This is a genomic window from Dietzia timorensis (genome assembly GCF_001659785.1).
GTDB classification, from domain to species: Bacteria; Actinomycetota; Actinomycetes; order Mycobacteriales; family Mycobacteriaceae; genus Dietzia; species Dietzia timorensis.
The window spans coordinates 1,512,117-1,537,238 of record NZ_CP015961.1 but is presented as its reverse complement, the minus strand read 5'-3'; the positions used below and the strand labels follow the sequence as shown (position 1 = coordinate 1,537,238).

Here is a 25,122-nt window from a genome sequence, read left to right as displayed (position 1 = left end):
TATGCTGACGCGCCCGGGCGCACGCGCCGCTTCGGCGAAGTCGGCTCGCTAGTTCTGCGTCGAGGCTCTGACGGCGTCGGCCACCGCCGAGCAGATCGCCGCGATGTCCTCGCTGGAGCTGATATATGGCGGCATCGTGTAGATGAGATTGCGGAAGGGTCGCAGCCACACGCCTGCGTCGACGAGCGCGTCGGTTGCCGCTTGCATCGCGACCGGCTCGTCCAGTTCGACGACGCCGATGGCTCCGAGCACGCGGACATCGTGCACGCCACGGGCGTTGCGTAGTGGCTCGAGTCCGTCGCGAAGTTCGCCTTCTATTCGGGGCACCTGAGAGCGCCAGGCGCCTTCGGCGAGGATATCGAGGGACGCACACGCCACGGCGCAGGCCAGCGGGTTGCCCATGAACGTCGGGCCGTGCGCGAGGCCGCCGGCCTCTCCCGCCGAGATGTCGGCGGCGATCTCGTCGGTCGTGATCGTCGCCGCCAAGGTCATGTACCCACCCGTGAGCGCCTTGCCCACGCACATGATGTCCGGACTCACGGCGGCCAGCTCGGCGGCCGTGGTGCCACCCACGCGACCGAAGGCGCTGGCGATCTCGTCGAAGATCAGCGCGATACCGGCTTTCCGGGTTTCTTCTCTGAGCACCCGGAGGTACCCGGAGTGGGGAAACCGCATGCCTCCGGCGCCCTGGACGAGTGGCTCGACGATGATTCCCGCGAGGTGCTCTGCCTGCTCCCGGATCGCCGAACGCAGGATGTCGGCATAGTCTTCGGACCATTGCGTCGGCGGCGCCGGGACGAACACCTGCCGCGGGAGCACGCCGGTCCACATCGCGTGCATTCCCCCGTCCGGGTCGCACACGCTCATCGGGTTGAGGGTGTCCCCGTGGTAACCGCCGCGCCATGTGAGAATGCGCGTGCGCTCGGGGTTGCCGTTGGCGCGTTGCCACTGGATCGCCATCTTCAGCGCTACCTCGACCGAGACCGAGCCGGAGTCCGCAAGAAATACCTTCTGCAGCGGTTCCGGGGTCATCTCCACCAGGCGACGGGTCAGCTCGACCGCCGGAGCGTGCGTGAGCCCGCCGAACATGACGTGGCTCATCGTGTCGACCTGCGCATGTAGCGCAGCGTCGAGGCGCGGATGCCGATAGCCGTGCACCGCGGCCCACCACGAGCTCATCCCGTCAATGACCTCACGGCCGTCGGCCAATCGCAGCACCACTCCCTCGGCTGACTGGACCACCAGCGGCCGCGTACTCGCTGGGAAAGCTCCGTACGGGTGCCAGACGTGCTCGGCATCGTAGGCGGATAAGTCCTCGGCCGACAGCGCGTCGGAGAAGCCCGTCGAATCCCGTTCCGCTAGAGTCCCCCGCGCGCTACTATTGCGCGCTGATCGTGTCTCGTGGACACTGTCGTCGCCGTGGTGTGCCGTCATGGCACGCACGCTACCGTGCCGGCTCAGTTCGGTTTTCGGCACACGGTCTTTATAAGATCGAGAAAGCAATTCACGGTGGGCCGCGCGCCCGCGCCCCGAAACCGGTGGAGGATCAAACAACCCGTGTCCGCGAAGACCGAGCAGGCCAACGAGGCTGAAACCACGCCCGTAAAGCCGCGCAAGCAGGTCATTTACCGTCCAGACCTGGACGGTCTCCGCGGTATCGCCATCGCTTTCGTGGTCTTCTTCCACGTGTGGATGGGCCGGGTCTCCGGCGGTGTCGATGTCTTTCTGGCGCTGTCGGGATTCTTCTTCCTCGGCTCGCTTGTGCGTGGTGCCACCACCCCCGGATCCAGCCTGTCCCCGATTCAGAATCTATGGCGACTCGTACGGCGCCTGTATCCGGTGCTCATCGTCGTGGTGGCCGCCACCGTCGGGTTGACGATGTGGCTGCGGCCTGAGGCCACGTGGACAGATGTCCTCACCCAGGCCCAGGCGACGCTGCTGTACTACCAGAACTGGGAGCTCGCGCTCACAAGCCAGGATTACGGGGCCGCCGACGCCTCGATCTCGCCGTTGCAGCACCTGTGGTCGATGTCGGTGCAAGGCCAGTTCTACCTCATCGCGCTCGCCCTGGTCCTCGGCGTCGCCGCCCTGTTCCGGCTCGTCGGTAAGACGCCGTCCAAGTGGCTGTACGCGGCGATCTTCACAGCCATCTGTCTGGCCTCGATCTGGCACGCGGACCGCGGTTTCGAGGCGAACCAGCCGTGGAACTACTACGACACGTGGGCGCGTCTGTGGGAGCTGTTCATCGGCGGCGTCCTCGCCATCGTGTTCGTGGGAATTGCCGTTCCGTGGGTGCTGCGCACGCTCGCCACCATCGCCGGCCTGACGATGATCGTCACCTGTGGCCTCCTCATCGACGGTGTCGAGCACTTCCCCGCCTGGTGGGCGTGGTACCCGGTGGGCGGCGCTCTGCTCATCGTCATTTTCGGGATGGTCCCCGCAGGCAAGAAGGTTCGCTGGTACACCGAACCGATTCCGTGGCTCTTGTCCACGTACCCGATGCGTCGGCTCGGCGATCTCGGCTACTCGCTCTACCTGATCCACTGGCCGCTTCTCATCTTCTACCTCGCACTCTCGGACAGCCCGAACGCTACTGCGGTGTCGGGCACCGTCATCGTTCTCGTCTCCCTCGCGCTGGCGTGGCTCGCCGAGCGCTACATCGAGCGCCCGCTGCGGATGAAGAGCCGCGTCAACCGCAAGAAGTCCTCTGCGGATGCCGCAGCCGCAGGATCGACGGCCGCCGCAGGAGCGGTGGCCGCGGCAGCGGGCAAAAATAAGGACAAGGATGCAAAAGGGGTGACGGCGGAGATCGACGCCCCCGACGACGAGGACTCTTCCGCCAAGGACTCCGACACCGAGGACTCTTCAGCCAAGGACTCCGACGCCGAAGACGAAGCTGACGAGGTCACCCACGAGTCGGTGGAATCCTCGAAGCTCACGCGCGCCGAGAAGAAAGCCGAGAAGAGGTCCGCGAAGAAAGCTGCGAAGCAGGAGAAGGCGGCCGCGGAAGACGCGGGGCCAAAGCGCACCACGAAGGAGAAGTTCGTCCTGGTGGGCGCGCTCTCCACCGTCATCCTGTGTGGTGCTTTCGTTGCCGGCATGCAGTCGTATTGGACCGCCACCGCAGAAGACCGCGCGTCGGTGCCCGAGGTCGACCCGCTGAGCGATGAGCAGTTCCCCGGCGCTCGGGCGTTCCTCGAGGACGTCGAGGCGCGGGGCGACGACTACCACCCGACGCCGCTGCAAGTCGGCAACGATCTACCTGCGTCGACGTGGGACGGGTGCATCTCCGATTTCAACACCGAGGACGTCGTGAGCTGTGTGTACGGCGATCCCGATGCAGATCGCACCATCGCGCTTGTCGGTGGCTCGCACTCCGAGCATTGGATTACGGCGTTCGACGAGATCGGGCGCGATCGAGGTTTCCGGGTCGTCACGATCCTCAAGATGGGCTGCCCGCTCACCCTCGACGGAACAATCGCCGACGACAACGAGGCGATGTACGCAGGTTGCGTCGAATGGACACGCGGAGCACTCGAGTCGATCGTGGGTCTCAACCCGGAGTTCGTCGCCACGACGGCGACGCGCCCCTCGGGACGCTCAATGCCGGACTTCACCCCGTACCAGTACATCGACCTGTGGAAGTTCTTCTCCGAGCACGGCATTCAGACCCTCGCGATCCGAGATACCCCTTGGATCGACCATGGAGAGGGGCCGCTTCGCGCCGGCGAGTGCCTGGGAGAGTCGGGATCGGACCCCGAGAGCTGCGGCATGCCCCGAGATGCGTCGCTGGCGCCAGATAATCCGGCAATCCTCGCCACCGCCGGCATGGAGGACGTACACCTACTCGACTTCACCGACGGGCTGTGCGGTCCGGTGTACTGCCCAGCGGCTATCGGCAATGTGATCGTCTACCACGACTCCCACCACATGTCCTCAACGTTCGTGCGCTCTCTGCGCAACGAGTTCGAGAGCCAGTTGTCCCAGGCGACCGGTTGGTGGTGAGTCGGCCGCGGGGCGCTCAGTCGCTTTGTCCACTGGCGACGCCGCGGACTCCAACGCGACAATCACCGGGTATCTCGGCGCGTCTCTTCCCGCCGATCACCCGGTGATCGTCCTCGTGCACAGCTGATTAGCGCACATCCCGTAGCTGGTTGGAGGCGAAGCCGGCAACTGCAAATGCCGCGATCCACGCGGCGAACACGGCGAGCGCGAGACCAACCGACTCCTGCCCTCCGAGATTCACATAGTTCTGTGTGAGAAGGGCCTTGCCTGCCGGCTCGAGTACCGAATATTGGGCCGAAGCGGCTTGAACGAGAGTCTCTCCGATGAGCAACCAGACCAACGGTAGCGCCACAGCGACGATCGAGTTCCGAACAAGTGCCCCGAATCCGACGCCGACCGCGGCCACGCTGACCCCCATCGCCAATGCCGCGAAAAGGGGTGCGAGGTTCTCTCCGGAAACGCTTCCACCGAAGGCCATGACCGCGACGACGATCAGGAACGCACCCACCGCAAAGGACACGGCGACGAAACCGACAAGCACCACGAACTTCGCACAGAGCGACTGCCAGCGGCCGGGCTGGGTGACAAACGACTGCGCCGTCATGTGGTTCTTGATGTCCGAGGTGGTTCTCGACGCTGTGAACGCGACTGCGATGGCGGCGAAAATGAGGAACCCGTCGAGGAGCATGTCCCAGGGCTGGGGTTCGCCGAGGCGAAACTGGTCGGCGTCGAGTAGTCCGAGCAGGACGATGGGACCGAAAAGGCTGCCGATCAGCAATACGAAGTAGACCGCCGTGCTGCGCAGAGTGGCTTGCTTGATGACTTCCGATCGTAGTGCGTTGAGCATTACAGGGCTCCTTCGTGGACGCGTGTGGACTCGGCGCTGCGGTATTCCTGGCTCGCTGCCGTCGCGGCGAGGAATCGCTGCTCGAGGTTCTGGGTTTCGGTCGACAGATGGGTGACGGCGATGTTTTCGCGCAAGCACGTGTGCGCGATTACTCGTCGAAGTTCACTTTCGTCGGATTCAGCCGGAACTTCCGCCCGAAGCAGATCGGCATTTCCCGTCACCTCTACACCCATGGAGTGCAACTTCTGCGCAACGACTGCATTGTTCTCACTGGCGACGACGATGCTGGCGCCACCGGAGAGAAACTCATCCAACCCGTATTCGCCGATCATCTCGCCTTTACCGATGACAACGAGGCGGTCGGCGGTTTGCTGCATTTCGCTGAGCAGATGAGACGAGACAAGAACGGCGCAGCCGTCATCGGCGAGGCGCCGAATCGTCTGCCGCATCCAGCTCACGCCCTCGGGGTCGAGACCGTTAACAGGCTCGTCGAGAATGAGATGACGTGGGTTCCCGAGCAGTGCAGCTGCGATCCCGAGACGTTGTTTCATACCGAGCGAGTATCCCTTTACCCGCTTTCCTGCCGCATCGGTGAGGCCGACGAGTTCGAGGCAGTCATCAACTCGACCGGCGGGAAGTCCAGCACCCGCCGCTAGTGCCCGCAAATGCCCTCGGCCGCTGCGCTCCGGGGTGAACCACGCGGCATCAAGGAGCGATCCCGCGACGGCGCTCTTGTCCGCGATGTCGGCAAACGGCGTCCCGTCGAAAAGCGCGCGCCCAGACGTCGGTTTGTCGAGACCCAGAATGCAGCGCATCGATGTCGACTTGCCCGAACCATTCGGGCCGAGGAATCCCGTCACCGTGGCGTCAGGAACGGTGAACGTCAGTTCGTTGATGGCCTTCTTGCTTCCATATGCCTTGCTGAGGCGTTCGACTGTGATCATGGCCTCTACCTTCGTCGAAGGAGACGCCTCACACATCAACCTGCGGGGCCATCTTCTCACTGAGAAAACCCCCTCCCCGAGGACTACTCAGCGGTCGGACTTCGAGCGCGTATGGCACCTGGGTACGAGTCGCCGCTACGAGAGCATGCCGTCGGAATCGACCACGCCGTGTCGGAAAGCCCACAACACGAGGTGCACTCGATCACGAGAGTCCGTCTTTGCCAGCACTCTTCCGACGTGGGTCTTCACGGTCGAGAGAGACAGGAAGAGTTCGTCGGCGATCTCGGTATTCGAGCGCCCCATGGCGATGAGCCGGAGGATTTCCACCTCGCGCGCGGTGAGAGGGTCGGGCAAGTTCGGCAAGCGCACTTCCACAGACTCCACTTCGTTTGTAGAGCCTGCCGCCTCGGGCGTCGAATCCCGCGGCTCTTCGTCGACGGCTCCCCTCTGCCCATCCCCGGGTATTCCTTCCCGGATCTGCCGGAGCAGACGAGCGGTGGCCTTCGGCGACACCACCGCAGCCGATTCACCGACTGTGCGCACCGCGTCGATGAGTTCCTCGGGGTCGGTGTCCTTGAGCAGGAAACCGCTCGCACCCGCCGCGATCGCACCGATAACGTATTCGTCGTTATCGAAGGTGGTGAGCACGACGATTCGCGCGGACACCCCTTCGTCGACGAGCGCCTTCGTTGCATCGATGCCGTTGAGCTCGGGCATCTGAATATCCATCAGGATGACGTCGCAGGGCGTTGATCGAGCGGCGTCCACGGCCTCGCGACCGTTTGCCGCCTGCCAACACACCTCGATGTCCTCTTGCGAGTCGAGAACCATTGCGAAGCCTGCGCGCACGAGAATCTGGTCGTCCGCGAGCCCGACGGTTATGGTCTCACCACTCATATCGCCAACCTCACCTTCACAGTGAATCCCCCTCGATATTCTTGCGATTCTCCCCAGCTTGCCGATCCTCCGAGCACGCGCGCGCGTTCGGCGATCCCGCTGAGTCCTCGGCCATCGCCGTCGATCTCGGCGCTATCGACGAGCCCATCCCCCGGCGCATTGTCGATCCTGATCTCCATCTCTCGCGCATGCCACTCGAAGACGACAAGCGCATCGGTTCGACCGGCGTGTTTGAGGATGTTGGTCAGACCTTCCTGCACGATTCGGTAGATCGCAAGACCTGCCGACTCTCCCACCGCTCGCGGCTCGCCCTGTTGGCGGAAGTCGACGCGCAGCCCGTCACGTTCGGCGCTCGCCACCAGCGATGGAATGCCTGTCAGACCCGGCGCTACGTCCAAAGCGCGCGAGTCGTCCTCGCGGAGGACGGACAAGAGCTGGCGCATCTGCACAAGTGCCTCCCGCCCGGTTCCGCCAATGGTCTCCAGCGCTGTGACCGCCTGCGCCGGGTCCTTGCGGGCCGCATACCGGCCGCCATCGGACTGCGCGATGATCGCCGTCAACGAGTGGGCGATGATGTCGTGCATCTCACGCGCGATACGCGTGCGCTCGGCCAGCGCGGCGAGCTCTGCCCTCGCAGCGAGCTCGGACACGTCCCGCACGCGTCGCCGCGTCCCGAGCCCGAGCTGCCAGCCGAGGGCGATGGACACCAGCGCGAGAGCCGACATGCCCGCCATCTGCGGCCAGGCGTCCAGCGTCTCCACCCCGTTCGGGTACCTCACGACGAACATCGCGATCGACGCGAGCGAACCGCCCGCGAGCAGTGCCAGCCAAATCCGAAAGCGGCGCTGGTAGGCGCTGATATACCACGCCTCGTAAACCACGATCCCATAGGCGAGAAGCATCGTCCCGGTACCCGAGATCCCGACGAGCACCAAACCCACCGCGGTGATCGGAATGCCACGTCGAGCGCTGTACCGCTGGACGATAAGGGCGACGAAAACGAGAACATACCCAATGTTTCGCAGGACGTCGCTCCATAGTGAGTCATCCGCGAAGTTCACGCCGAAATCCACACTTATCCCGGCACCGAACAAGATCAGCTGCACAACGAGTTGCACCCACGTACCGCGGTCTCGCCACGGCGGCGAGATACGCGCCTGCGGCCACGTCGTTATCGACAGCTCATTCCCGGTGGTCATCAGCTCAACTCTAGGCAAAGCGGCAAGGGAGCACATCGCACCTGGGTACCATCACCGGCGTATGACGTCGGAGTCCGGAAGGTTTACCGAAGAACGCATATGCGACGTACCTACGTATTTGCCCTGACCGCCGCGCTACTGTGCGCGGGGTGTTCTGGGGAGTCGGACGAGCAGCCAGCGCCGGATCCCATCGCCCCGCCGACGGCCCCGCTCCGGCAGCAGGACCAGGTCGAACAGGACATGCTCGCCATGCTGGAGGAGATCGAAGGGTCGATCTCGGACATCGCGCCCGGCATCGAATGGCAGGAACGCGACGACTACAACGACGGGATTTCGTGCAATCAGGAAAACAGCATGGACGACGTAGCTTTCCAAAGCCCTGCGCTCCGGACTTTGCACTTTCCGGATCACGACGAATGGCAACAGTGGATGGAGGCCGTCGGTTCAATTGCCGAGGGCTACGGTTACCGGGTTCCGGATGAGGTCCCGGATCGCGAGGACCAGAACCGCGTCGCCTACTACAACAATGCTGGCGATGCGCTACGCGTGTCCAGCAGTGTCCATAGCGGTTTCGTCGTCGATGTCCTCACCGAATGTATTCCCGGGGCTGGCGTCCAGTCCTAGTCCGCGCGTCCGCGAAGTCGGTCTATCTCCCGCCGGTCCTTCTTGGTCGGCCGGCCTGCGCCACGCTCGCGCGTCGGAATCGAGGCAAGCACTTCCTTCGGCGGCGGTGGCGGCGAATGGTCGAGATAACATTTGACCGCTTCGGGAGCCCCTACCCGTTTGGAGATGACCCGGACGATCTCAACAATCCGTACACGTCCGCCGGGCCCGGTGATGCGCACATGCATACCGGGCGTCACCTTATGTGACGGCGGTACCGATTCCCCATCGACCTTCACATGGCCGGCGCGGCACGCCGCAGCCGCTTTGGTTCGCGAGGGAAACAGCCTCACCGCCCATGTCCAGGCGTCGATCCGTCCGGACGGGGACTTTGCCGAACTCAGTTGCCTACTCCGTTTCCGGGATCGATCCCCTTGCGCACCTTGGACCAGTAATATGTGCCACCGCCAACTGCGACGACCAGACCCAAAATCAACCAAAACCAACTGGTCAATAGCAACGCGAGTGCGCCCCCAACCACGACACCACCACCGACGCACACGGCGGCCGATCGCGCATTCTTCCGAACTTCGTTCTTGCGGCGCTCGATTGGATTCTGGTTATAGGGCTGCATCGACATGGGGCCTAGGATACCGGCCGTTCCATACGCACCACCCCGTCCGGTTGCCACTCTGCGCCCCCGGATGTGAGTGCCGCCAAGAGCGCGCCTGCCGGACCGATTTCGTCGGTCGCTATCCGTATCGTCACCTTCGCGCCGTAGTCGACGTCCAGCACTTCGACGTCCATCGCCCTGATATCCGCTTCGAAACGCCCCGCGATTTCGTGTCCGACCTGCGCATTCCAGCACTGAGTCGTCACCACCTGCATGAGGCCATTTTCACGAGCCGCGTCGATTGCCTCTGAGACTGCGTTGCCGTAGGCGCGCACCAATCCCCCGGTGCCAAGTTTCGTTCCGCCGAACCAGCGCACCACCACGGCGACGACGTCGGACAGTCCCGCGCCCTGGAGTTGATCGAGCATCGGCGTGCCGGCAGTACCGGACGGTTCGCCGTCGTCGGAGGACCGAACGATCGGCGTTGTGTCGATCTGGTCGATCACGAAGGCGGAGCAATGATGCCGCGCATCCGGGTACGCCTTGCGTTGCGCGGCAACCACGGCCCTGGCAGCTTCTTCGTCGTCCACGCGCTCCAGCAGGCACACGAACTTGCTGCGCTTCTCCTCGTACTCGCCGAGCGCAGGTGCACCGCGCCGAAGCGTGAGCAAAGGGCCGGAATCTCGCTGTGCGTCCATCACAGGCAGTATCGTTCACGCTGCGCAGTTAACGATAATCGAGACGCGGACAGTCGCCGGTCCGTCTCGGTTCGGAGGAGCCTCCACATGCGTTCGTTGCTTGCGAGAACCTGGCTCTTCGTCGAAGGTTTAGGCTGACGTCAGCTACCGCTTATCGAGCCTGATTGCATTGCGCGCCAGAATCCGAACGGATCGAGGAAGGCCTGATTTATCAGTTCGGCGCTGGTCCACACGTATCCCGGAACGAGATCGGTTTCCGGATCGGATCCGAGCACGAGAACTGGACGCTCGGCCGATTGTCCGAAGTATCGATGGTCGCCTTCAAAGAGTTCCACGATCTTTACCTGGTACACGGCGAAAGAATCGTTCTTGTCTTGGACAACCGTATCCGTCCAGTTCAACGCTCCGGAGGCTGGCTTGGACTCGCCAAAGGGCTCTCCGTTTCTATAGAGCTGAACCCTCAGGTCCGATGGTAGGTTCCCTCCGGACACCGTCGACGATATCGACACCTTCTTGTTCGCGCCTTCCGCGGTTTCGACAACGTTGATTGACGGTGAGCGCTGCGCTTGAATCCAGATCTTTTCGACCACTTCTACAGTGCGGGCCGGGGACGTCCCGGATTCAATAACCTCATTCCCGGTAAAGGCGGCGGAAATCTGATGAACCGTGGAATTCTGCCCTGGATGAAGAGACGGCAAAGTGACCGAACGCGAAGCCACCCCTGAAGGATCGACGGCAGCACTCCCCAGGGACGTACCGTCTTGAGTCGTGAACTCGACCTGGGTTCCGGCGAATTGGCTCGGCGTCGCGTCTGGAGCTGTGACGCGCGCGGAAACAGTGAACGGCTTGGTCGATTCGACCTGTTCCGGGATCGACGTGATTTCCGTCGAAGAATTTGCCTTCCATGGCGCTCCACTGAGCACTTGAGTCTGCGCCAGTGACGAAGCGTTGGTGCTCGCTCCGCAGTAGACCAGCGTGGTTGTAACCGCGTATTGCTCCGCGAACGTCAAGGAGTTCCTCGAAGCAACGGTCTCGCTTCCACCCTGACCACTTCCTGGCAACCCATACGAGATTGATTGATCACCGCTTGCCGGCGCACGTAATCGCAGAGACACAGGCGGAAAGCGATAGGTTGTATTCGCATCTGCCACAAGACCCGCATTCCAGACACCGCTGCTGGTACTCGTTGACGTTGACCCGGAGTCGCCGGGACCGGCCGACTGGCCGCCCCACAGGCGAAGAAAGTTCCCAGACTGGCTCGCCTTTCGATTCGCGTCGACGCGTGTGAGAACTGGCGCCGGCGAAGACCGGAAGTTCTCGCCGACTCCGAGGACCTGCGCGCTGACAAGAGTTGCGTTCGTCGGCAACGCAATGTCGTAGCTTTGGCGACCCGCATTCGCGGCACCCGTTTTCAAACTCCCAGGAGTTATGACGACCTCAAATACCTCATTGGGCCTGACTTGTTCGGGACGCGACACCTCAATCGTCTCTGGCGACACCACCGAATACGGCCCTGCGCTGAGGAATGAAAACTTGTGGTGCACGCAAGAGCGTTGGATGGTTGTCGACGCCACCGTATTTTCGGAGGTTGGGCTCTCGGCGACGGACGGGGCCGCACCCACGACAGTTCCAGTAAGCACCGCAGCCGCGGTGGCGACACAAAGCGCAGACTTACTTCGTTTTAAGCTTGTCAATCTTGGTCCCTACTTTTTCATCCGAGAACAACGCACTTGAGCACCAAAAACTCAGTGCAGAAAATTTTCATGAGGGGTAGATCACAAATCAGCTTGGAAATTGAAAACTTCTCTTCTAAGCTTCTAAGACGTTAGCCCCTATGAGACACATCTCACAACTTCATCGCGTTCTTCGCCGTGAAGGAGGGCGCCAAATGGAACACTTTCAAGAAAGCCAGGGAGCATGCCGCATACCTTCGCCCTCAACGGCGAGCACAACAATCCTGTGGTCCGGTCGAGGGCAGGGTCGGGGATCCTAAAATCTGTATTGTGTGGCGCGATTTTCGTGTCTTCGCTGTACCCCGCGGTCTCGTCAGCACAAATCCCTGGCATAGACCCCTCGGCGGACACGGTCATCAGTGACGCACAAGACCTGGTGACGGTGCAGGTCAATTCTCCGAACCTCACGAGCGGCACCGTATCGGGGCAAATCATCAACAAGTCGGCGTCCACTATTACGTGCAATGGGTTCCCGACAACAAGCCAGGCGGACAGCGCCAACACCCGTACTCCTGGACTCGTCGCTACCCGGAGCCAAATCGTCGCCGACTCGCTCGACTACTACGCAAAATTTCCCTACAAGTCCGATCCCATGGTCGCCGTCGATGCGCCGGTGATCGGCATGATCAATGTGGACCTCGGCAGCGTGTCAGGTTTGGTGCCACCTTTTGCTGCAAATCTGATCTGGCCGGATGCGGGAGCACGCGCGAATATCGGCGCCGCCGTCACTGATGCACGGATCGCGGGCGAACTCGGCACCCAGTCGACCATCTCGATTCCGGCCAACAACGGCACGGTCGGCTACACCGTCCAGCTTGGACGTCCATCAAATGGAAATCGGTCGCAGTTCTCTGCCGGCGTCTTTCTCGCGTGCGAAATATCGGGGAAGAAACACGTGTTCGGCGGATTCGAGAATGGGCAACGTCCGGGACCGAGTGGGTCATTGGGAGAAATCTTTCCAACCGGCAGGTTTGGAAGCTAAACCGAGCACAACGTTCAAGGAGAACCTATTCATGACCTTTATTCAACGTTGTCGCCAGGTGGTTGCTTCAAGCCTCGCGACTGCCGGAATTTTCGCCGGCTCCCAATTCGCAATCGCCAGTGCATCACTTCCGGGAGCCGACTTTTCGGGGCGAGTCGTTATCACCGATTCGACATCGATGTCCGTTGCCGTCAACCCCCATCAACCCACAACGAACAACGTAACGGGACACATAACCAACAACACGACGACGCAATTCAATTGCGCTGTGCCGGGACTCGATAACAAAACATGGCCGGGGCAAGTCACCGAAGCACAGATCGTCAAGGACTCCATGGATTACTACTCGCGCAATATTTTCCAGGAGTCCGGATTCACCGCACCCGTCGTCGGAGCAATGGGCACGGGCAGTTTGTACAACATTCTTCCCTCGCAGAGTGCAGCAAACTCTCTCGGCAATGCCACCGGAACCCTTCAGCAAATTCGGACGGCTCAGAATGCCGCCAGAGTAGCCGGGCACACCGGGGATCCGAGAGTCGGCGGCAATACCACATTCAACGTGGGCCCTGGCGCTTCAGTGAACTGGACTGCCGCGTTGGGTGCACCGAGCTCAGGCTCCCGCACAGATTTCTACGCTGCAGCCATGTTCTTCTGCACGAGCGCAGGCCAATCATATGTGTTCGCAGGATACGAACCAGGCACCCCAAGCCTTGACGGGATCGGGAGATTGTCGTGGTCTTAGACAAATGGGAGCTCGCGTGGCCCCGGAACGAGGAAACCAATGAATAGAACGTATCGCGCGTCGGGTTTGGCTGTACTTGCGACGGTATCGTCTGTCGTATTCTCAGGTAGCGCAGCGGCACAAAACGTTATCCCCGGTGACAACAGCCCCGCGAGAACCGTCATCGTGGATCCGACAAAAGGCGCTGTAAACGTAAAGCCGTCCGGCGACAGTTCGGTGTCGTTCACCTTCCAGAATCTAACCGGCTCCCCAGTGCGCTGCCAGGACGAGACGAACACATACAGCTCTGTGGCCACGGAACCAGAGGTCGCGCAGAAGGTAGTGGCGTACTACAAGAACTTCGGGGTACTCGATAAGCCGGTGATTCCGCTAGCGGTGAGCTCAGTGAATATTCCGATTGATTTGTCTCCGGTCCTACTCCTCCTCCCCGGCGGCAGTCTCGCCCCTCTCTTCGGGAATAATCACGCCGCGCTCGCCGACATAAAGGCCGCCCAGGAGAACGCGGCCCAACGTGGGCATGTCGGCCAGATCACTCCGTTCAACATCGCCAATGGAGCAACGACGCCGACGTACACGATCCCGATCGCCCCACCATCCGCAGGCTCGCGAACGGACTGGAATGCAAGCGTCGTGATCACATGTAAGACAACGTCCGGACCCGAACAATGGTTTGCGTTTGTCGGATACGAAGACGGTGAGCCGATGGCACCTCCCGGCGGCGCACTCAACATCGGCTCGCTAGGTAGATACTGAGGTTGGAATCGCAGCGGGTCCGCATCCCTCCCCAAATCGATGCGGATCCGCTGCGATTTATCGCCGGGGCCTGCAGAATACGGCGTCGCGTCGGGCAGCGCTAGTGCAATGATTCACGGCCAGAATTAACTGATTTCCTGATAGGTGTTCACTTATTACTTCTGACGCAACGCGTGGAAACTCGATTTCACTGGCGTTCTTATCTGCACGGATGCACTTCCAGATGAGAAACTGAACAAAATAATTGTTTTTCCATGCATGTGTTTGCAATCACACTTTGTGGTGTGGCAAACTCTTCTCGTGGCCGCGAGACCACCGGCATTCGCCATCGATCCTCATGCCATCTCATTGCATTTGGATCCCTCTCATTCGAATCCTCATAGGGGAGAAATATGACCATTCGCAACATCGTTCGCGGAACTGCTGTCGCCGGCATTGTCGGCATCGCCTTCGCGATGGCACCTGCAGCCGCATCTGCTCAGGCCGGCGGCGGTTCGCTTGGCGCTTTCGAAACTCTTGGCCTCGGCTCCATCGCCGACGCTCTGAACGCCGATCAGGCGATCGGTTCGGTCACCGGCTCGATCGGTGAGAATGCCACGTTCGGCAGCATCACCACTGATTCGCTCATCGCGACCGGTGACGAGGTCGACTCAGGATCCGTCAATGGAACCGCAAACCTCCTCGGTAGCGTCGGCGGTTCCGTTGGAGAGGGCTCCGCTGCGCTGAACACGGACGACAACGACGATGCGAACCTCGGCACGGCGCTCGTCGGTTCGCTCGACGCAGGATCCGCCGGACTCGCCACGGGTTCGACTGCAGATAACCAGGAGACTGCCGCTGGCTCCCTCGGAACACTCTTCGGCATGCTCGGTGGCGGCGACGCCAACGAGAACGGAACCGGCGAAGGCTAAGAAGCTTCCTCGGTTGGACAAGAGCCGCTAAAGTTTAGCGACTCTGCGAGTAGGGCCTTTAGTCTCCTTGAGGAGACTAAAGGCCCTACTTTTGTATTGGCCTACGACACGGCCGTTGCAGGCGTTACAAGCCGACTACGTGAGATAGGTGTAAGCCGGTGTACCGGGCTCGATCAGCTCGCAATGAAGAGGCGAGGAATCCATCCGGCGCTTAAGTGCACCGAGGTCCTCTGCACGCCCGAGCTCGATCCCCACGAGCGCTGTACCTGTATCGCGGTTGTTTCGTTTGAGGTACTCGAATCGGGTGATGTCGTCTTCCGGCCCGAGAACTTCGTTGAGGAACCTGCGAAGTTGTCCGGGCTCCTGAGGGAAATTGACCAGGAAGTAATGCTTGAGCTCCTTGTGTACCAGGGAGCGCTCGATGACTTCGCTGTACCGAGAAACGTCGTTGTTTCCGCCCGACAAGATGCACACGACATTCGCGTCCGGTGCGATGCGTAGGTCCTTGACGATCGTCGTGCTCAGCGCGCCGGCGGGCTCTGCAATGATGCCTTCGGTTTGGTAGAGCTCGAGCATCTCGGTGCACACAGCACCCTCGTCGACCGTACGCACGTCGATGTTGCCGGCTAGCGCCTGGTAGCTGGCCCAAGGCGTATCGCCGATGCGTTTCACCGACGCCCCGTCGACGAACGTATCGACGTGCGTGAGAGTGACCTGGTGGCCTTCGTTGGATGCAGCAGTGAGCGATGCGGCCCCAGCGGGCTCGACCGCGACGATTTTGCACTCGGGCGCATTTTCGGACAGGTAGGACGCGATACCCGCGAGCAGACCGCCCCCGCCCACAGGAATCACCACGAGATCCGGGCTCAAGCCGAGCTGCTCGAGGATCTCCACTCCGATAGTGCCCTGTCCGGCGATTGTTTCCGGGTGATCGAACGGCGGAACCATCGCTGCGTCGTAATCGGCCGCATGCGCCAACGCGGCGTCCTGAGCGGCGTCGAAGTTCTCGCCGGTGACCATGAGGTCGACGAAATCGCCGCCGAAAGCCCGAATCCGGTCTCGCTTCTGTTTGGGCGTGTTCTCCGGGACGTAGATGCTGCCGTGGATCCCCAATTGGCGGCACGACCATGCCACGCCCTGCGCGTGGTTGCCGGCGCTCGCCGTCACGACGCCGGCGAGGCGCTGGTCCGAATCGAGGCTGGCCAGGAAGTTGAATGCGCCCCGGATCTTATACGAGCGCACCGACTGCAAATCTTCGCGCTTGAGCAGCACGTTAGCGCCGGTCACGTCGCTCAGCCGCTGGCTGTGCTCTAGCGGGGTTGCGCGAACTGCGCCGCTAATTCGCTGCGCGGCAAGCTCGATATCCCCTGCGGTGACAGGGGTCGTCCGAGTATTACCTGGCGCAAATTCGTTCGCAGACACGTCCCCCAGTATCCCACGGCCGGTTGGCCAGGGAGCAACTCGGTCGCTCAGAGGGCCAGGCAGGCCTCCCCGAGCAGAGCTTTCAGGTCGCCCTTGAGTGAGTTCGACGGATCGACACGCAAGTGCTCGGACAAACGCAGAATCGTGGAATCCGCCCCGTTGACCAGGCGCAGATGAACCACCGATTCACCCGGATGCTGCCCCAGTACCTGTTTGAGCGCGACCACGGTCTCGGCGTTGATCTGCCGCGTCGGCAGAGACATCGCAAATGGCGCTCCCCCGCCGGTAACAACCAGGTCAGGAGCTTCCAGCGTATCGCCGAAGACCGAAATCCTGTCGTCGCGAATGTTGATTCGCGCCTTGACGACGACGATGGCGTCCTCGGCGATGTCCATCGCTGCGAGCTGGTAGGACTTCGGGAAGAACAGCACCTCGACGGAGCCGTGGAAGTCCTCGATCGTCACGATCGCCCAGGACTCGCCGCGCTTGTTCACGCGGCGGTCCACGCCGGAGATGATTCCGCCGATAGTGATATTGGTGCGGTCGGGAAGCTCACCCTCGTGCACGGTGGAAATCGCGGTATCCGTCTTCGCGGCGAGCGCGTCCTCGAGTCCGTCGAGCGGATGTCCGGAGACGTAGAGTCCGAGCATCTCCTTTTCCAGGGACAGCTTCGACTTGATGTCCCACTCGACATCCGGGACGCGCGCGGAGAACACCGATTCGGACGAATCGTCGTCACCTCCCCCACCGAGGTCGGCGAACAGGTCGTACTGTCCGACGGCGGCGGCCTTCTTCGTCGAAATCACCGAATCCACGGCATCGGCGTGGATGAGATACAAACCCTTCCGAGGCAGGTCCATCGAATCGAAGGCGCCTGCCTTGATCAGGGATTCGGTGACCTTCTTCGTACATGCCGTCGCGTCGATCTTGTTGAGGTAATCGGAGAAGTCGCGGAACGCGCCCTTCTCCTCGCGCGCTGCCACCACCGCTTCGACGACGTGGGCGCCGACGTTGCGGACAGCCCCCATGCCGAAGCGGATGTCCTCGCCGACGGATGCGAAGTTCGTGACCGATTCGTTGACCGAAGGCGGAAGGACTCGGATCCCCATCTGCCGGCAATTGGACAAGTACAGGGCTGCCTTGTCCTTGTCGTCGCCGACAGAGGTGAGCAGCGCTGCCATGTACTCGGCAGGGAAATTCGCCTTGAGGTACGCCGTCCAGTAAGACACCAGCCCGTAGCCGGCGGCGTGGGACTTGTTGAACGCGTACGAGGCGAAGGGCTCGATCGTGTTCCACAGCGCCTTGACCGACTCCATGGAGTACCCGCGTTCGGTCATACCGCCGGAGAACTTCTCGAACTGCTCGGCGAGCACCTCGGCCTTCTTCTTACCCATGGCCTTACGGAACGCGTCCGCCTCACCGGCCGAGTATCCCGCAAGCTCACGGGAGATGGCCATGATCTGCTCCTGGTAGACGATGAGGCCGTGCGTCTCGCCAAGGATCTCCCGTAGCGGCTCCTCGAGCTCCGGGTGGATCGGGGTGAGCTCCTGCTTGCCGTTCTTACGGTCGGCGTAGTTCCAGTGCGTCCCCATGCCCATCGGTCCCGGGCGATAAAGAGCGAGAGCGGCGACGATGTCGTTGAAGCCTGTCGGCTTCATCCGCTTGAGCAGCTCGCGCATGCCGCCGGAGTCGAGCTGGAACACGCCGAGCGTGTCGCCCTTGGCGAGGAGGTCGTAGGCAGCCTGATCGTCCAGACCCAGGGTGTCGAGGTCGACCTCGATGTTCCGGTTGGTCTTAATGTTCTCCAGGCAGTCACCGATGACGGTGAGGTTGCGCAGACCCAGGAAGTCCATCTTGAGCAAGCCGATGGCCTCACACGACGGATAGTCCCAGCCCGTAATGAGGGCGCCATCCTGGGCGCGCTTCCACATCGGTATGCAGTCGAGCAGCGGCTCTGAGGACATGATCACCGCACAGGCGTGGACGCCGGCGTTACGGACCATGCCCTCGAGGCCCCGGGCCGTGTCATAAATCTGTTTGACGTCGGGGTCCGTCTCGATCAGCGAACGCACTTCCGACGCCTCGCCGTACCGCTCGTGTTGGGGATCCATGATGCCCGAGAGCGGAATGTCCTTCGCCATAATTGGCGGCGGGAGTGCCTTGGTGATTCGATCGGCGATCTGATAGCCGGGCTGGCCGAAGTTGACGCGGGCGGCGTCCTTGATCGCCGCCTTCGTCTTAATCGTGCCGAAGGTGATGACCTGGGCGATCTTGTCCGCGCCCCACTTGTCGGAGGCGTAGCGGATCATTTCGCCGCGGCGGCGGTCGTCGAAGTCGATATCGATATCGGGCGCGGACGGGCGCTCGGGATTGAGGAATCGCTCGAAGAGCAGACCATGCTCGAGCGGATCGATGTTCGTGATCTTCAATGCGTACGCGACGAGCGCGCCCGCGGCGGAACCACGGCCGGGCCCCACGTGGATACCGATGGACCGCGCATGTTCGATGAGGTCGCCGACGACGAGGAAGTAGCCGGGGTAACCCTTCTGCTTGATGACGTCGAGCTCGTAATCGGCACGCTCGATGTATTCGGGAGGTACGCCGTCAGGAAAACGCCATTCAAGCCCCTTGTGGACTTCGCGGGCCAGCCAGGTGTCCTCCGTCTCCCCCTGGGGCACGGGGAACTTCGGCATGCGGTCTTTTTCTTCCCACACTTCGTCGTAGGAGGTGACGCGCTCCGCAATGGCGAGGGTGTTGTCGCAGGCTCCCGGGACTTCCGCGTCCCACTGCTCGCGGATCTCTTCGGCGGACTTGAGGAAGTAGCCGTCGCCGCCGAACCGGAAGCGATTCTCATCCGACAGCGTCTTGCCCGTCTGAATGCACAACATTGCCTCGTGCGCGTGCGACTGGTCACGGGTGACGTAGTGGCAGTCGTTCGTGACGAGCGGCGGCATACCGAGATCGTTGCCGAGCTTGACCAGGTCCTGGCGTACCCGCTTCTCGAGGTCGAGCCCGTGGTCCATGAGCTCGAGGTAGAAGTTCTCTTTGCCGAAGATGGACTGCCACTTCTCGGCGGCCTCGTATGCCTTGTCGATGTGGCCGAGGCGCAGGCGCGTCTGAATCTCGCCCGACGGGCAGCCCGAGGTGGCGATGATGCCCTCGGCGTACTGCGCCAGGATTTCCTCGTCCATGCGCGGCCACTTGCCGAGCTGGCCCTCGTAGGAGGCGAGAGAGGAGAGCCGGAAGAGGTTGCGCAGGCCGGTGGCGTTCTCGGCCACGAGTGTCATGTGCGTGTAGGCACCGGAACCGGACACGTCGTCCGACTTCTGCCAGTCCTCGCCCCAACGCACGCGGGCTGTATTCGTGCGCGACTCGGGCGCGACGTAGGCCTCGATACCGATGATCGGCTTGATTCCGGTCTTCTTCGCCTCGCGATAGAAATCCGAGGCGCCGTACATGTTGCCGTGGTCGGTCATCCCCACCGCGGGCATCCCGAGGCGGGAGGCCTCGGCGAACAGGGGCTTGATCTGCGCCATCCCGTCCAACATCGAAAACTCGGTGTGGTTGTGCAGGTGCACGAATCCTTTACCCGACACGCCCGGCCTTTCCGCTCGCTTGCTGCTGCTCACCAGAACCCGAGGCCGGCACGCGCGGGGCGGCGGTCACGGGCGGGAGGTGAAGCCAGTCTAGGCGGGATCGGCGTCGCCCGCTAAGTGGCCTGCCGAGCCTTCCGGAGATTGGCCCGCGAGGCGCGTCCTGGCGCGCCGATCGGCCCGGAATTGGGCGCCCGAAAAGAGCAGGACCGCGACGAGGACCAGCGCGAACCCGGCCCATTGCGTGCCGTCGAGTCGTTCGCCGACGACCAGTAGCGCCCACAGCATCTGCAGCACGGGGGTGATGTATTGGAGCATGCCCAGCAGCGCGAGGGGGATGCGTTGCGCGGCGGTGGCGAACAGCAGGAGCGGAAGCACCGTGAGGGCACCTGACGCCATGAGCAACAGGGCATTGCCGACGCCCGCATTGCCGAACGCACCATGCCCGAGGGAATCGCTTCCGACCATGTGTAGCCAGACGAGGAAGCCGAGCGCGAAGGGTGCCGCGATGAGCACCTCCGCGCCGAGGGACACCGTGGGCGGCTCCTTGACCCGCTTCTTCGCGACGCCGTATCCACCGAAAGAAAGCGCCAGCGCGATCGACAGGTACGGGAAGTGCCCGTAGCCGAAGGTGAGGACGACGACCGCGACGGCTGCGATACCCACCGCCACCACTTGTAGTCGCAGCAGGCGTTCGTGGAAGAACAGCACGCCAAAAAGGACGCTGACGAGGGGGTTGATGAAATAGCCGAGCGCAGCCTCGGAGACGCGGTCGCTATTGACCGTGAAGACGTAGACACACCAGTTGAGCGAAACGAGCAGCGAGGCCAGGGCGAGCAGCATCCATGCCTTGCCGCCGAGAGAGAACACCCGGCGCAGCTGACCCATGAGCGCAAGAACCATCGCCATGAGGACCAGCGACCACACGATGCGGTGGGCGACGATTTCCGCAGCTCCTGCCGGCTCCAGCAACGGAAAGAAGGCAGGAAAGAACCCCCAGAGCGAGTAGCAACCGAGGGCAGCGAATGCGCCGATCCGCGAGGCCTTGGGCGCGTCGATGGGGGCGGGAGGTGTCACGCCTGCACATGCTACTCGCCGGGTCGGGCGGGCTCCGGCACGGCGGCGTCATCGGCAAGTGGCTCCACTACATCGGTATAGCCGGCCAGGAAGGGTCGCACGGCGAACCGACCCCACGCCGCATCGGGCGGCAACGCCTCCACCGAGCGCACCGCGGACGAACCGGGCGCGTCCGTAAGCGCGCGAAGCTGTGCGATGTCGGCGCGGACGATGACCCCGATGATTGCGCCGCCCCCGCGCTCGACGATGTCGGCGGTGAGCTCGATCTTCGCCCGTTCGCGCGCATCCGCCGGCCGCAGCGGCGCCTGCTCCCCCGTCGTTCCCGCTGTCGGGACTCCCTCGCCCGGATGGTCGAGGGCATAAATCCCATTTGTGACGGCGGACGTGGCCGCGCGCCCCAGCGGACCGGAGTGCCCATCGTCGGTCGATATGGGGGCCGCGACGGCTGCGGGGATCACCGGCATCGAGACACTCTCTACAGGCGTATTGATAAGGACCTGCGAAATCCGCTCGATTCCGGCGGCGTCGATGGCTGCGGCGGCCTCGCCGGCGGGACGTGCGCCGTCATAGGACACCAACGCCCAGCGCGGGGCACCCGGATCGCCGACGGGATCGTCGAGGGTCGAAGCCGCGAAGGAAAGGTAGTCATCGACCCTCTCGCCGTTCTCGGGGCCGAGCGCGTCGGACATGATCGGCGGGGTCGACCCACCCGGGCGCAGCGCCGCGGTGAGCATGGCGACGACGATGACTACGCCCGCGACAATGAACAGGAACCAGCCCACTGCGCGGACCGGCCGCGCCGCGACCGCGTCCACCTCAGGTCTCTCGGATGAGATCGACCGCGTGCTGCAGGTCCTCCGGGTACTCGGAGGTAAAACGCACGTAGGAGCCGCTGCCGGGGTGTTCGAAACCGAGGCCCACCGCGTGCAGCCACTGACGATCGAGCCCGAGACGCGCGGCGAGGGTCGGGTCCGCGCCGTAGGTCGGGTCGCCACAGCACGGGTGATGGAGGGCGGACAGGTGCACCCGGATCTGGTGGGTGCGCCCTGTTTCGAGATGCACCTCGAGGAGGGAGGCCTCGCGGTGTACCTCGAGGGTGTCGTAGTGGGTGATCGACGGTTTTCCGTCGGAGGTGACGGCGAAACGCCAGTCAGACGATCGATGGCGCCCGATAGGCGCATCGATCGTTCCCGACAGCGGATCGAGGTGCCCCTGCACGAGAGCGTGATACGTCTTGTCGACCGTGCGATCTCGGAACGCCTGTTTGAGGACCGTGTACGCGCGCTCGGACACGGCGACCGCCATGAGTCCGGAGGTGCCGACGTCGAGCCGATGCACGATCCCCTTGCGTTCCGGCGGGCCGGAGGTGGTGATCCGATACCCGGCAGCTGCAAGCCCGCCAATGACCGTCGGCCCCGTCCAGCCGACCGACGGGTGCGCGGCGACGCCAACCGGCTTGTCGACGACGACGAAATGCTCGTCCGCGTAGACGACCTTCATCCCCGGGACCGGCTCGGCCACCACTGTGGGTGGCTGCTTCGGCGCCGGCATCTCCACCTCGATCCACGATCCCGAGGTGAGCCTGTCGGATTTGCCGACCTCCGCGCCATCAAGGAGGACCTTGCCCGATGCGGCGAGCTCGGCGACGACGGTGCGGGACAGCCCGAGGAGGCGCGAAACGCCGGCGTCAACCCGCGCCCCGTCGAGCCCATCGGGGATGGGAAACGTCCTTGTCTCACCCATCGGCTCGACCTCCTTCGGCACGGTCGCTCTCCATGTCGCCGGGCGTGATCGCGTCGTCCTCCGGGACGAGCTCCGCTTGCTCCATCGGGTACGGGTCGCGCCCGAACAGCACCGCGAACGCGATGACCACGACTCCGATCGTGAGCGCGGCGTCGGCGATATTGAACACCGGGAACCAGCCGACGGCGACGTAGTCGATGACGTGGCCATGGAGGAACCCGGGCGCGCGGACGAGCCTGTCGACGAGGTTTCCGGCGGCGCCGCCTAGGATGAGGCCGAGCCCGAGCGCCCACCATGTCTCGGTGACGCGGCGCGAGTACCACAGCAAACCGAGCACCACGACCGTCGCGAGCACGGAGAACACCGGTGTCGCGTCGGTGCCCAACGAGAATGCCGCGCCGGAGTTGCGCACGAGCGCGAAACGAACGCTCTCGCCGATGATCGGCACCGGCCCGTCCTCGAGGGCGTCGACTGCCACGACCTTCGCGATCTGGTCCAACACGACGATCACGATGCCCAGAAGAACCAACATCGCGCCCGCCCGGCGCCACCGAAGTGGTGACTTCGTACTACTTCCCATGGCCTCCACTATTCCGTATTGCCATGGCTCAGGCGTGGAGCAGGGCACCGTGGGCGATACCCTGGCGTTTGTGATTGAGCGGAAATGGCATCGTCCACGGCACGTGGCAACGGTAGGTATGACGACGGTCGCGCTGAGCGCTCTCGTCCTCGGCGGCTGCGCCGGGCAGGACGCCGAGCCGGAAGGCGGCCCCCAGGAGGCGCCTGCGGATGTGGCGCTGGATGATCCCGTGACCACCGAACTCGACCCCGCCGCCGAGGTCGAACTGCTCGAGCCCGGCAGCGGCGAGCTGGAGGTTCGTACCTTCGCCCCCACCAACGACGTGCTCCCGCCGGTGACGATGGACTTCGATTCGACCAGCTCGGTAACCGCGGACGGAACGCCACAGGAACAGCACGAGCTCCCGCGGCGCACGGCCACGTTCGATCAGGGTGTCGAGTCGGACGTCAACGGCGCCCAGCGCGCGACGCTGACCTTTTCGTCCCTGGCGCCGTCGGCCGAGGAGACCGGGCTCGACGAGCTCCTCGCGAGCGCCGCCGGGTTCGAGGTGACGCTCGTGCGGGAGCCTGCCGGGCAGATCACCTCGTCCACGCTGGCGGCGCCGACAGAGGCTCGCGGCGTCGCGAGGCAGTCGGTGGAGCAGATGGCGGGGGCTCTCGCGGAGTCCGGCGTCATACTTCCCGACGAGCCGATAGGCGAGGGCGCGCGCTGGCGCGTGACGCGCCCCAACGACGACGCCGTCGCGCCGGAAATGGCGCTGACCTACACACTCCTCGAGATCGACGGGGATGACCTCACGGTCGCAGTCGACGGGACCGCCGCACAGAGTTCGGACACGCTCGAACTCCCGGCCGAGGACGGCGGCGAATCGGTGTCCCTCGACGTCGCGCAGTACTCCTCCACTGCTTCCGGGGAGCTGACATTCTCGCTGACCGGTGCCGCCCCGACCGATGGGGAGCTGAAATACGAAACCACCGCGCGCTATCGCGGGGATAGCGACGCGGTGACCGAGACCAGCGCCACGCGGGAGCTGGTGTTTCGTACCGGTTAGCCGGTGATTTATGCGGCCGGAGCGGGCTCCTCTGCGGGAGCCTCGGCCGGCATTTCGCCCTCGGCGGGTGCGGGCATCTCGGCGGGGGCTTCGCCCTCGGCCGGTGCCGGCGCGCCTTCGACAGGAGCCTCACCCTCGACCGGTGCCGGGGCCTCACCCTCAGCCGGAGCCGGCACGCCCTCGACCGGGGCGCCACCCGCGGAGTCACACGTCGGCGGGGCCTGGAGCCCGGCGTTGGTGATCAGCGCGCAGGCGAAGTTCTTGTCGAGCTGCCACTGACCATCCATCTGGACGAACTGCGCGTTGACGTTGATGTCCTGCTGTCCCTCCTGGATGATCACCGCATTACCGATCGCGGTGCCCGGGAAGTCGCCCTCGGCGACACCGTTGATCTGGATCTGCGCGTTGTTCTCCGTCTTCAGCCGCGCGATCTCGTCGAACAGCTCGGGGGCCTCGTCGCCACCCTGGACCAGGTTGACCTTCTCCTCGATCGGCAGCTCCGGGTCCGAAGCGCGGTTGAGGATGTCGGTGAGCTCCTCGGCAGTGGGGACCGCGGCAGCCTCGGCGGTCTGCTCCGCCGACGTTGTGGTCTCGGCCGAGTCGCGGCCGTCGCCCTCGTCGTCCCCACACGCCGACAAGCCGCCGAGCGCCAGTGCCATAGCTCCGATTGCGGTAGCGGTACGCGTAAACCTCATGTGCTTATTCGTCCTTTCGTCTGGCGGAACCTCC

At 63.3% G+C, this 25,122-nt stretch carries 23 protein-coding genes; 7 read left to right on the top strand and 16 right to left on the bottom strand.

Annotation, left to right across the window (positions count from 1 at the left end; genetic code table 11):
- Window positions 1-48: 48 nt before the first annotated feature.
- On the bottom strand, window positions 49-1,326 hold the full coding sequence (locus BJL86_RS07035) for an adenosylmethionine--8-amino-7-oxononanoate transaminase (RefSeq protein WP_067473333.1): 1,278 nt from the start codon (window positions 1,324-1,326) through the stop codon (window positions 49-51).
- Window positions 1,327-1,557: 231 nt separating this feature from the next.
- Between BJL86_RS07035 and BJL86_RS07030 the strand changes: the two genes are divergently transcribed.
- Window positions 1,558-4,005, top strand: a complete 2,448-nt coding sequence (locus BJL86_RS07030) for an acyltransferase family protein (protein WP_067473076.1) — start codon at window positions 1,558-1,560, stop codon at window positions 4,003-4,005.
- A 127-nt stretch (window positions 4,006-4,132) separates the two neighbouring features.
- Here the strand turns inward: BJL86_RS07030 and BJL86_RS07025 are convergent, their stop codons facing one another.
- The 4 genes from BJL86_RS07025 to BJL86_RS07010 form a co-directional block, all read right to left on the bottom strand.
- Entirely contained in the window at window positions 4,133-4,852 is a 720-nt protein-coding gene (locus BJL86_RS07025) for an ABC transporter permease (protein WP_067473078.1), read from the bottom strand.
- Window positions 4,852-5,796, bottom strand: a complete 945-nt coding sequence (locus tag BJL86_RS07020) for an ABC transporter ATP-binding protein (protein ID WP_067473081.1) — start codon at window positions 5,794-5,796, stop codon at window positions 4,852-4,854. The genes BJL86_RS07025 and BJL86_RS07020 overlap by 1 nt, the downstream gene beginning before the upstream one ends.
- A 135-nt stretch (window positions 5,797-5,931) precedes the next feature.
- Complete coding sequence (locus BJL86_RS07015; RefSeq protein ID WP_067473083.1) at window positions 5,932-6,693, bottom strand: response regulator; 762 nt, start codon at window positions 6,691-6,693, stop codon at window positions 5,932-5,934.
- Window positions 6,690-7,892: a sensor histidine kinase gene (locus tag BJL86_RS07010; protein WP_156515250.1), complete on the bottom strand. Its 1,203-nt coding sequence runs from the start codon at window positions 7,890-7,892 to the stop codon at window positions 6,690-6,692. Before BJL86_RS07010 ends, BJL86_RS07015 begins: the two co-directional genes overlap by 4 nt.
- 99 nt (window positions 7,893-7,991) lie before the next feature.
- On the opposite strand from BJL86_RS07010, the gene BJL86_RS07005 reads away from it, so the two are divergent.
- Window positions 7,992-8,516, top strand: coding sequence for an LppA family lipoprotein (locus tag BJL86_RS07005; RefSeq protein ID WP_067473086.1), 525 nt, complete (start codon window positions 7,992-7,994; stop codon window positions 8,514-8,516).
- On the opposite strand, the gene BJL86_RS07000 is transcribed toward BJL86_RS07005, so the two are convergent.
- The 4 genes from BJL86_RS07000 to BJL86_RS06985 all read right to left on the bottom strand — a co-directional run bounded on the left by BJL86_RS07000 (window position 8,513) and on the right by BJL86_RS06985 (window position 10,816).
- Window positions 8,513-8,899, bottom strand: coding sequence for an RNA-binding S4 domain-containing protein (locus tag BJL86_RS07000; protein ID WP_067473352.1), 387 nt, complete (start codon window positions 8,897-8,899; stop codon window positions 8,513-8,515). The two genes, BJL86_RS07005 and BJL86_RS07000, sit on opposite strands and share 4 nt — an antisense overlap.
- Window positions 8,896-9,135, bottom strand: a complete 240-nt coding sequence (locus BJL86_RS06995) for a hypothetical protein (RefSeq protein ID WP_067473089.1) — start codon at window positions 9,133-9,135, stop codon at window positions 8,896-8,898. Before BJL86_RS06995 ends, BJL86_RS07000 begins: the two co-directional genes overlap by 4 nt.
- Before the next feature lie 5 nt (window positions 9,136-9,140).
- Entirely contained in the window at window positions 9,141-9,806 is a 666-nt protein-coding gene (locus BJL86_RS06990) for an IMPACT family protein (protein ID WP_082908409.1), read from the bottom strand.
- Window positions 9,807-9,946: 140 nt separating this feature from the next.
- Window positions 9,947-10,816: an Ig-like domain repeat protein gene (locus tag BJL86_RS06985; RefSeq protein WP_067473092.1), complete on the bottom strand. Its 870-nt coding sequence runs from the start codon at window positions 10,814-10,816 to the stop codon at window positions 9,947-9,949.
- Window positions 10,817-11,723: 907 nt separating this feature from the next.
- Here BJL86_RS06985 and BJL86_RS06980 point away from each other — a divergent pair.
- The 4 genes from BJL86_RS06980 (at window position 11,724) to BJL86_RS06970 (ending at window position 14,927) form a co-directional block, all read left to right on the top strand.
- Window positions 11,724-12,521 carry a hypothetical protein gene (locus BJL86_RS06980; RefSeq protein ID WP_156515251.1) on the top strand — a complete coding sequence of 266 codons (798 nt, stop codon included), beginning with the start codon at window positions 11,724-11,726 and terminating at the stop codon, window positions 12,519-12,521.
- A 31-nt stretch (window positions 12,522-12,552) separates the two neighbouring features.
- Window positions 12,553-13,263: a hypothetical protein gene (locus BJL86_RS17105; protein ID WP_156515252.1), complete on the top strand. Its 711-nt coding sequence runs from the start codon at window positions 12,553-12,555 to the stop codon at window positions 13,261-13,263.
- A 288-nt stretch (window positions 13,264-13,551) separates the two neighbouring features.
- Window positions 13,552-14,016 (top strand): hypothetical protein, encoded by a 465-nt coding sequence (locus BJL86_RS06975; protein WP_067473098.1) that lies wholly within the window; start codon window positions 13,552-13,554, stop codon window positions 14,014-14,016.
- 392 nt (window positions 14,017-14,408) lie between these two features.
- Entirely contained in the window at window positions 14,409-14,927 is a 519-nt protein-coding gene (locus BJL86_RS06970) for a hypothetical protein (RefSeq protein ID WP_067473101.1), read from the top strand.
- A 135-nt stretch (window positions 14,928-15,062) separates the two neighbouring features.
- Here the strand turns inward: BJL86_RS06970 and ilvA are convergent, their stop codons facing one another.
- The 6 genes from ilvA to lspA all read right to left on the bottom strand — a co-directional run bounded on the left by ilvA (window position 15,063) and on the right by lspA (window position 23,342).
- Window positions 15,063-16,349, bottom strand: coding sequence for a threonine ammonia-lyase IlvA (ilvA, locus tag BJL86_RS06965; RefSeq protein ID WP_067473104.1), 1,287 nt, complete (start codon window positions 16,347-16,349; stop codon window positions 15,063-15,065).
- Between the two features lie 47 nt (window positions 16,350-16,396).
- Window positions 16,397-19,945 (bottom strand): DNA polymerase III subunit alpha, encoded by a 3,549-nt coding sequence (gene dnaE, locus BJL86_RS06960; protein WP_075844892.1) that lies wholly within the window; start codon window positions 19,943-19,945, stop codon window positions 16,397-16,399.
- A gap of 90 nt (window positions 19,946-20,035) precedes the next feature.
- Complete coding sequence (gene rarD, locus BJL86_RS06955; protein ID WP_082908410.1) at window positions 20,036-21,019, bottom strand: EamA family transporter RarD; 984 nt, start codon at window positions 21,017-21,019, stop codon at window positions 20,036-20,038.
- Between the two features lie 11 nt (window positions 21,020-21,030).
- Window positions 21,031-21,834, bottom strand: a complete 804-nt coding sequence (locus BJL86_RS06950; RefSeq protein ID WP_082908411.1) for a hypothetical protein — start codon at window positions 21,832-21,834, stop codon at window positions 21,031-21,033.
- Window position 21,835: 1 nt separating this feature from the next.
- Entirely contained in the window at window positions 21,836-22,762 is a 927-nt protein-coding gene (locus BJL86_RS06945) for an RluA family pseudouridine synthase (protein ID WP_067473370.1), read from the bottom strand.
- Window positions 22,755-23,342, bottom strand: a complete 588-nt coding sequence (gene lspA / locus BJL86_RS06940; protein ID WP_082908412.1) for a signal peptidase II — start codon at window positions 23,340-23,342, stop codon at window positions 22,755-22,757. The genes BJL86_RS06945 and lspA overlap by 8 nt, the downstream gene beginning before the upstream one ends.
- Before the next feature lie 103 nt (window positions 23,343-23,445).
- Here lspA and BJL86_RS06935 point away from each other — a divergent pair, with 103 nt between their 5' ends.
- Window positions 23,446-24,393 (top strand): hypothetical protein, encoded by a 948-nt coding sequence (locus BJL86_RS06935; protein ID WP_156515253.1) that lies wholly within the window; start codon window positions 23,446-23,448, stop codon window positions 24,391-24,393.
- Window positions 24,394-24,401: 8 nt separating this feature from the next.
- Here BJL86_RS06935 and BJL86_RS06930 read toward each other — a convergent pair whose 3' ends face one another.
- A complete protein-coding gene (locus tag BJL86_RS06930; RefSeq protein WP_067473113.1) occupies window positions 24,402-25,088 on the bottom strand; it encodes a WKL family lipoprotein in 687 nt (228 codons plus the stop codon).
- Window positions 25,089-25,122: the final 34 nt, after the last annotated feature.

What these genes read in the sequence shown, in the direction of transcription:
- BJL86_RS06995 (WP_067473089.1), bottom strand. Translation starts at nt 9,135, where the DNA reads ATGTCGATGCAGCCCTATAACCAGAATCCAATCGAGCGCCGCAAGAAC.
- BJL86_RS06945 (WP_067473370.1), bottom strand. Translation starts at nt 22,762, where the DNA reads ATGGGTGAGACAAGGACGTTTCCCATCCCCGATGGGCTCGACGGGGCG.
- BJL86_RS07020 (WP_067473081.1), bottom strand. Translation starts at nt 5,796, where the DNA reads ATGATCACAGTCGAACGCCTCAGCAAGGCATATGGAAGCAAGAAGGCC.
- BJL86_RS06990 (WP_082908409.1), bottom strand. Translation starts at nt 9,806, where the DNA reads ATGGACGCACAGCGAGATTCCGGCCCTTTGCTCACGCTTCGGCGCGGT.
- lspA (WP_082908412.1), bottom strand. Translation starts at nt 23,342, where the DNA reads ATGGGAAGTAGTACGAAGTCACCACTTCGGTGGCGCCGGGCGGGCGCG.
- BJL86_RS07025 (WP_067473078.1), bottom strand. Translation starts at nt 4,852, where the DNA reads ATGCTCAACGCACTACGATCGGAAGTCATCAAGCAAGCCACTCTGCGC.
- BJL86_RS17105 (WP_156515252.1), top strand. Translation starts at nt 12,553, where the DNA reads ATGACCTTTATTCAACGTTGTCGCCAGGTGGTTGCTTCAAGCCTCGCG.
- BJL86_RS06930 (WP_067473113.1), bottom strand. Translation starts at nt 25,088, where the DNA reads ATGAGGTTTACGCGTACCGCTACCGCAATCGGAGCTATGGCACTGGCG.
- BJL86_RS07005 (WP_067473086.1), top strand. Translation starts at nt 7,992, where the DNA reads ATGCGACGTACCTACGTATTTGCCCTGACCGCCGCGCTACTGTGCGCG.
- BJL86_RS06980 (WP_156515251.1), top strand. Translation starts at nt 11,724, where the DNA reads ATGCCGCATACCTTCGCCCTCAACGGCGAGCACAACAATCCTGTGGTC.
- BJL86_RS07010 (WP_156515250.1), bottom strand. Translation starts at nt 7,892, where the DNA reads ATGACCACCGGGAATGAGCTGTCGATAACGACGTGGCCGCAGGCGCGT.
- BJL86_RS06970 (WP_067473101.1), top strand. Translation starts at nt 14,409, where the DNA reads ATGACCATTCGCAACATCGTTCGCGGAACTGCTGTCGCCGGCATTGTC.
- BJL86_RS07015 (WP_067473083.1), bottom strand. Translation starts at nt 6,693, where the DNA reads ATGAGTGGTGAGACCATAACCGTCGGGCTCGCGGACGACCAGATTCTC.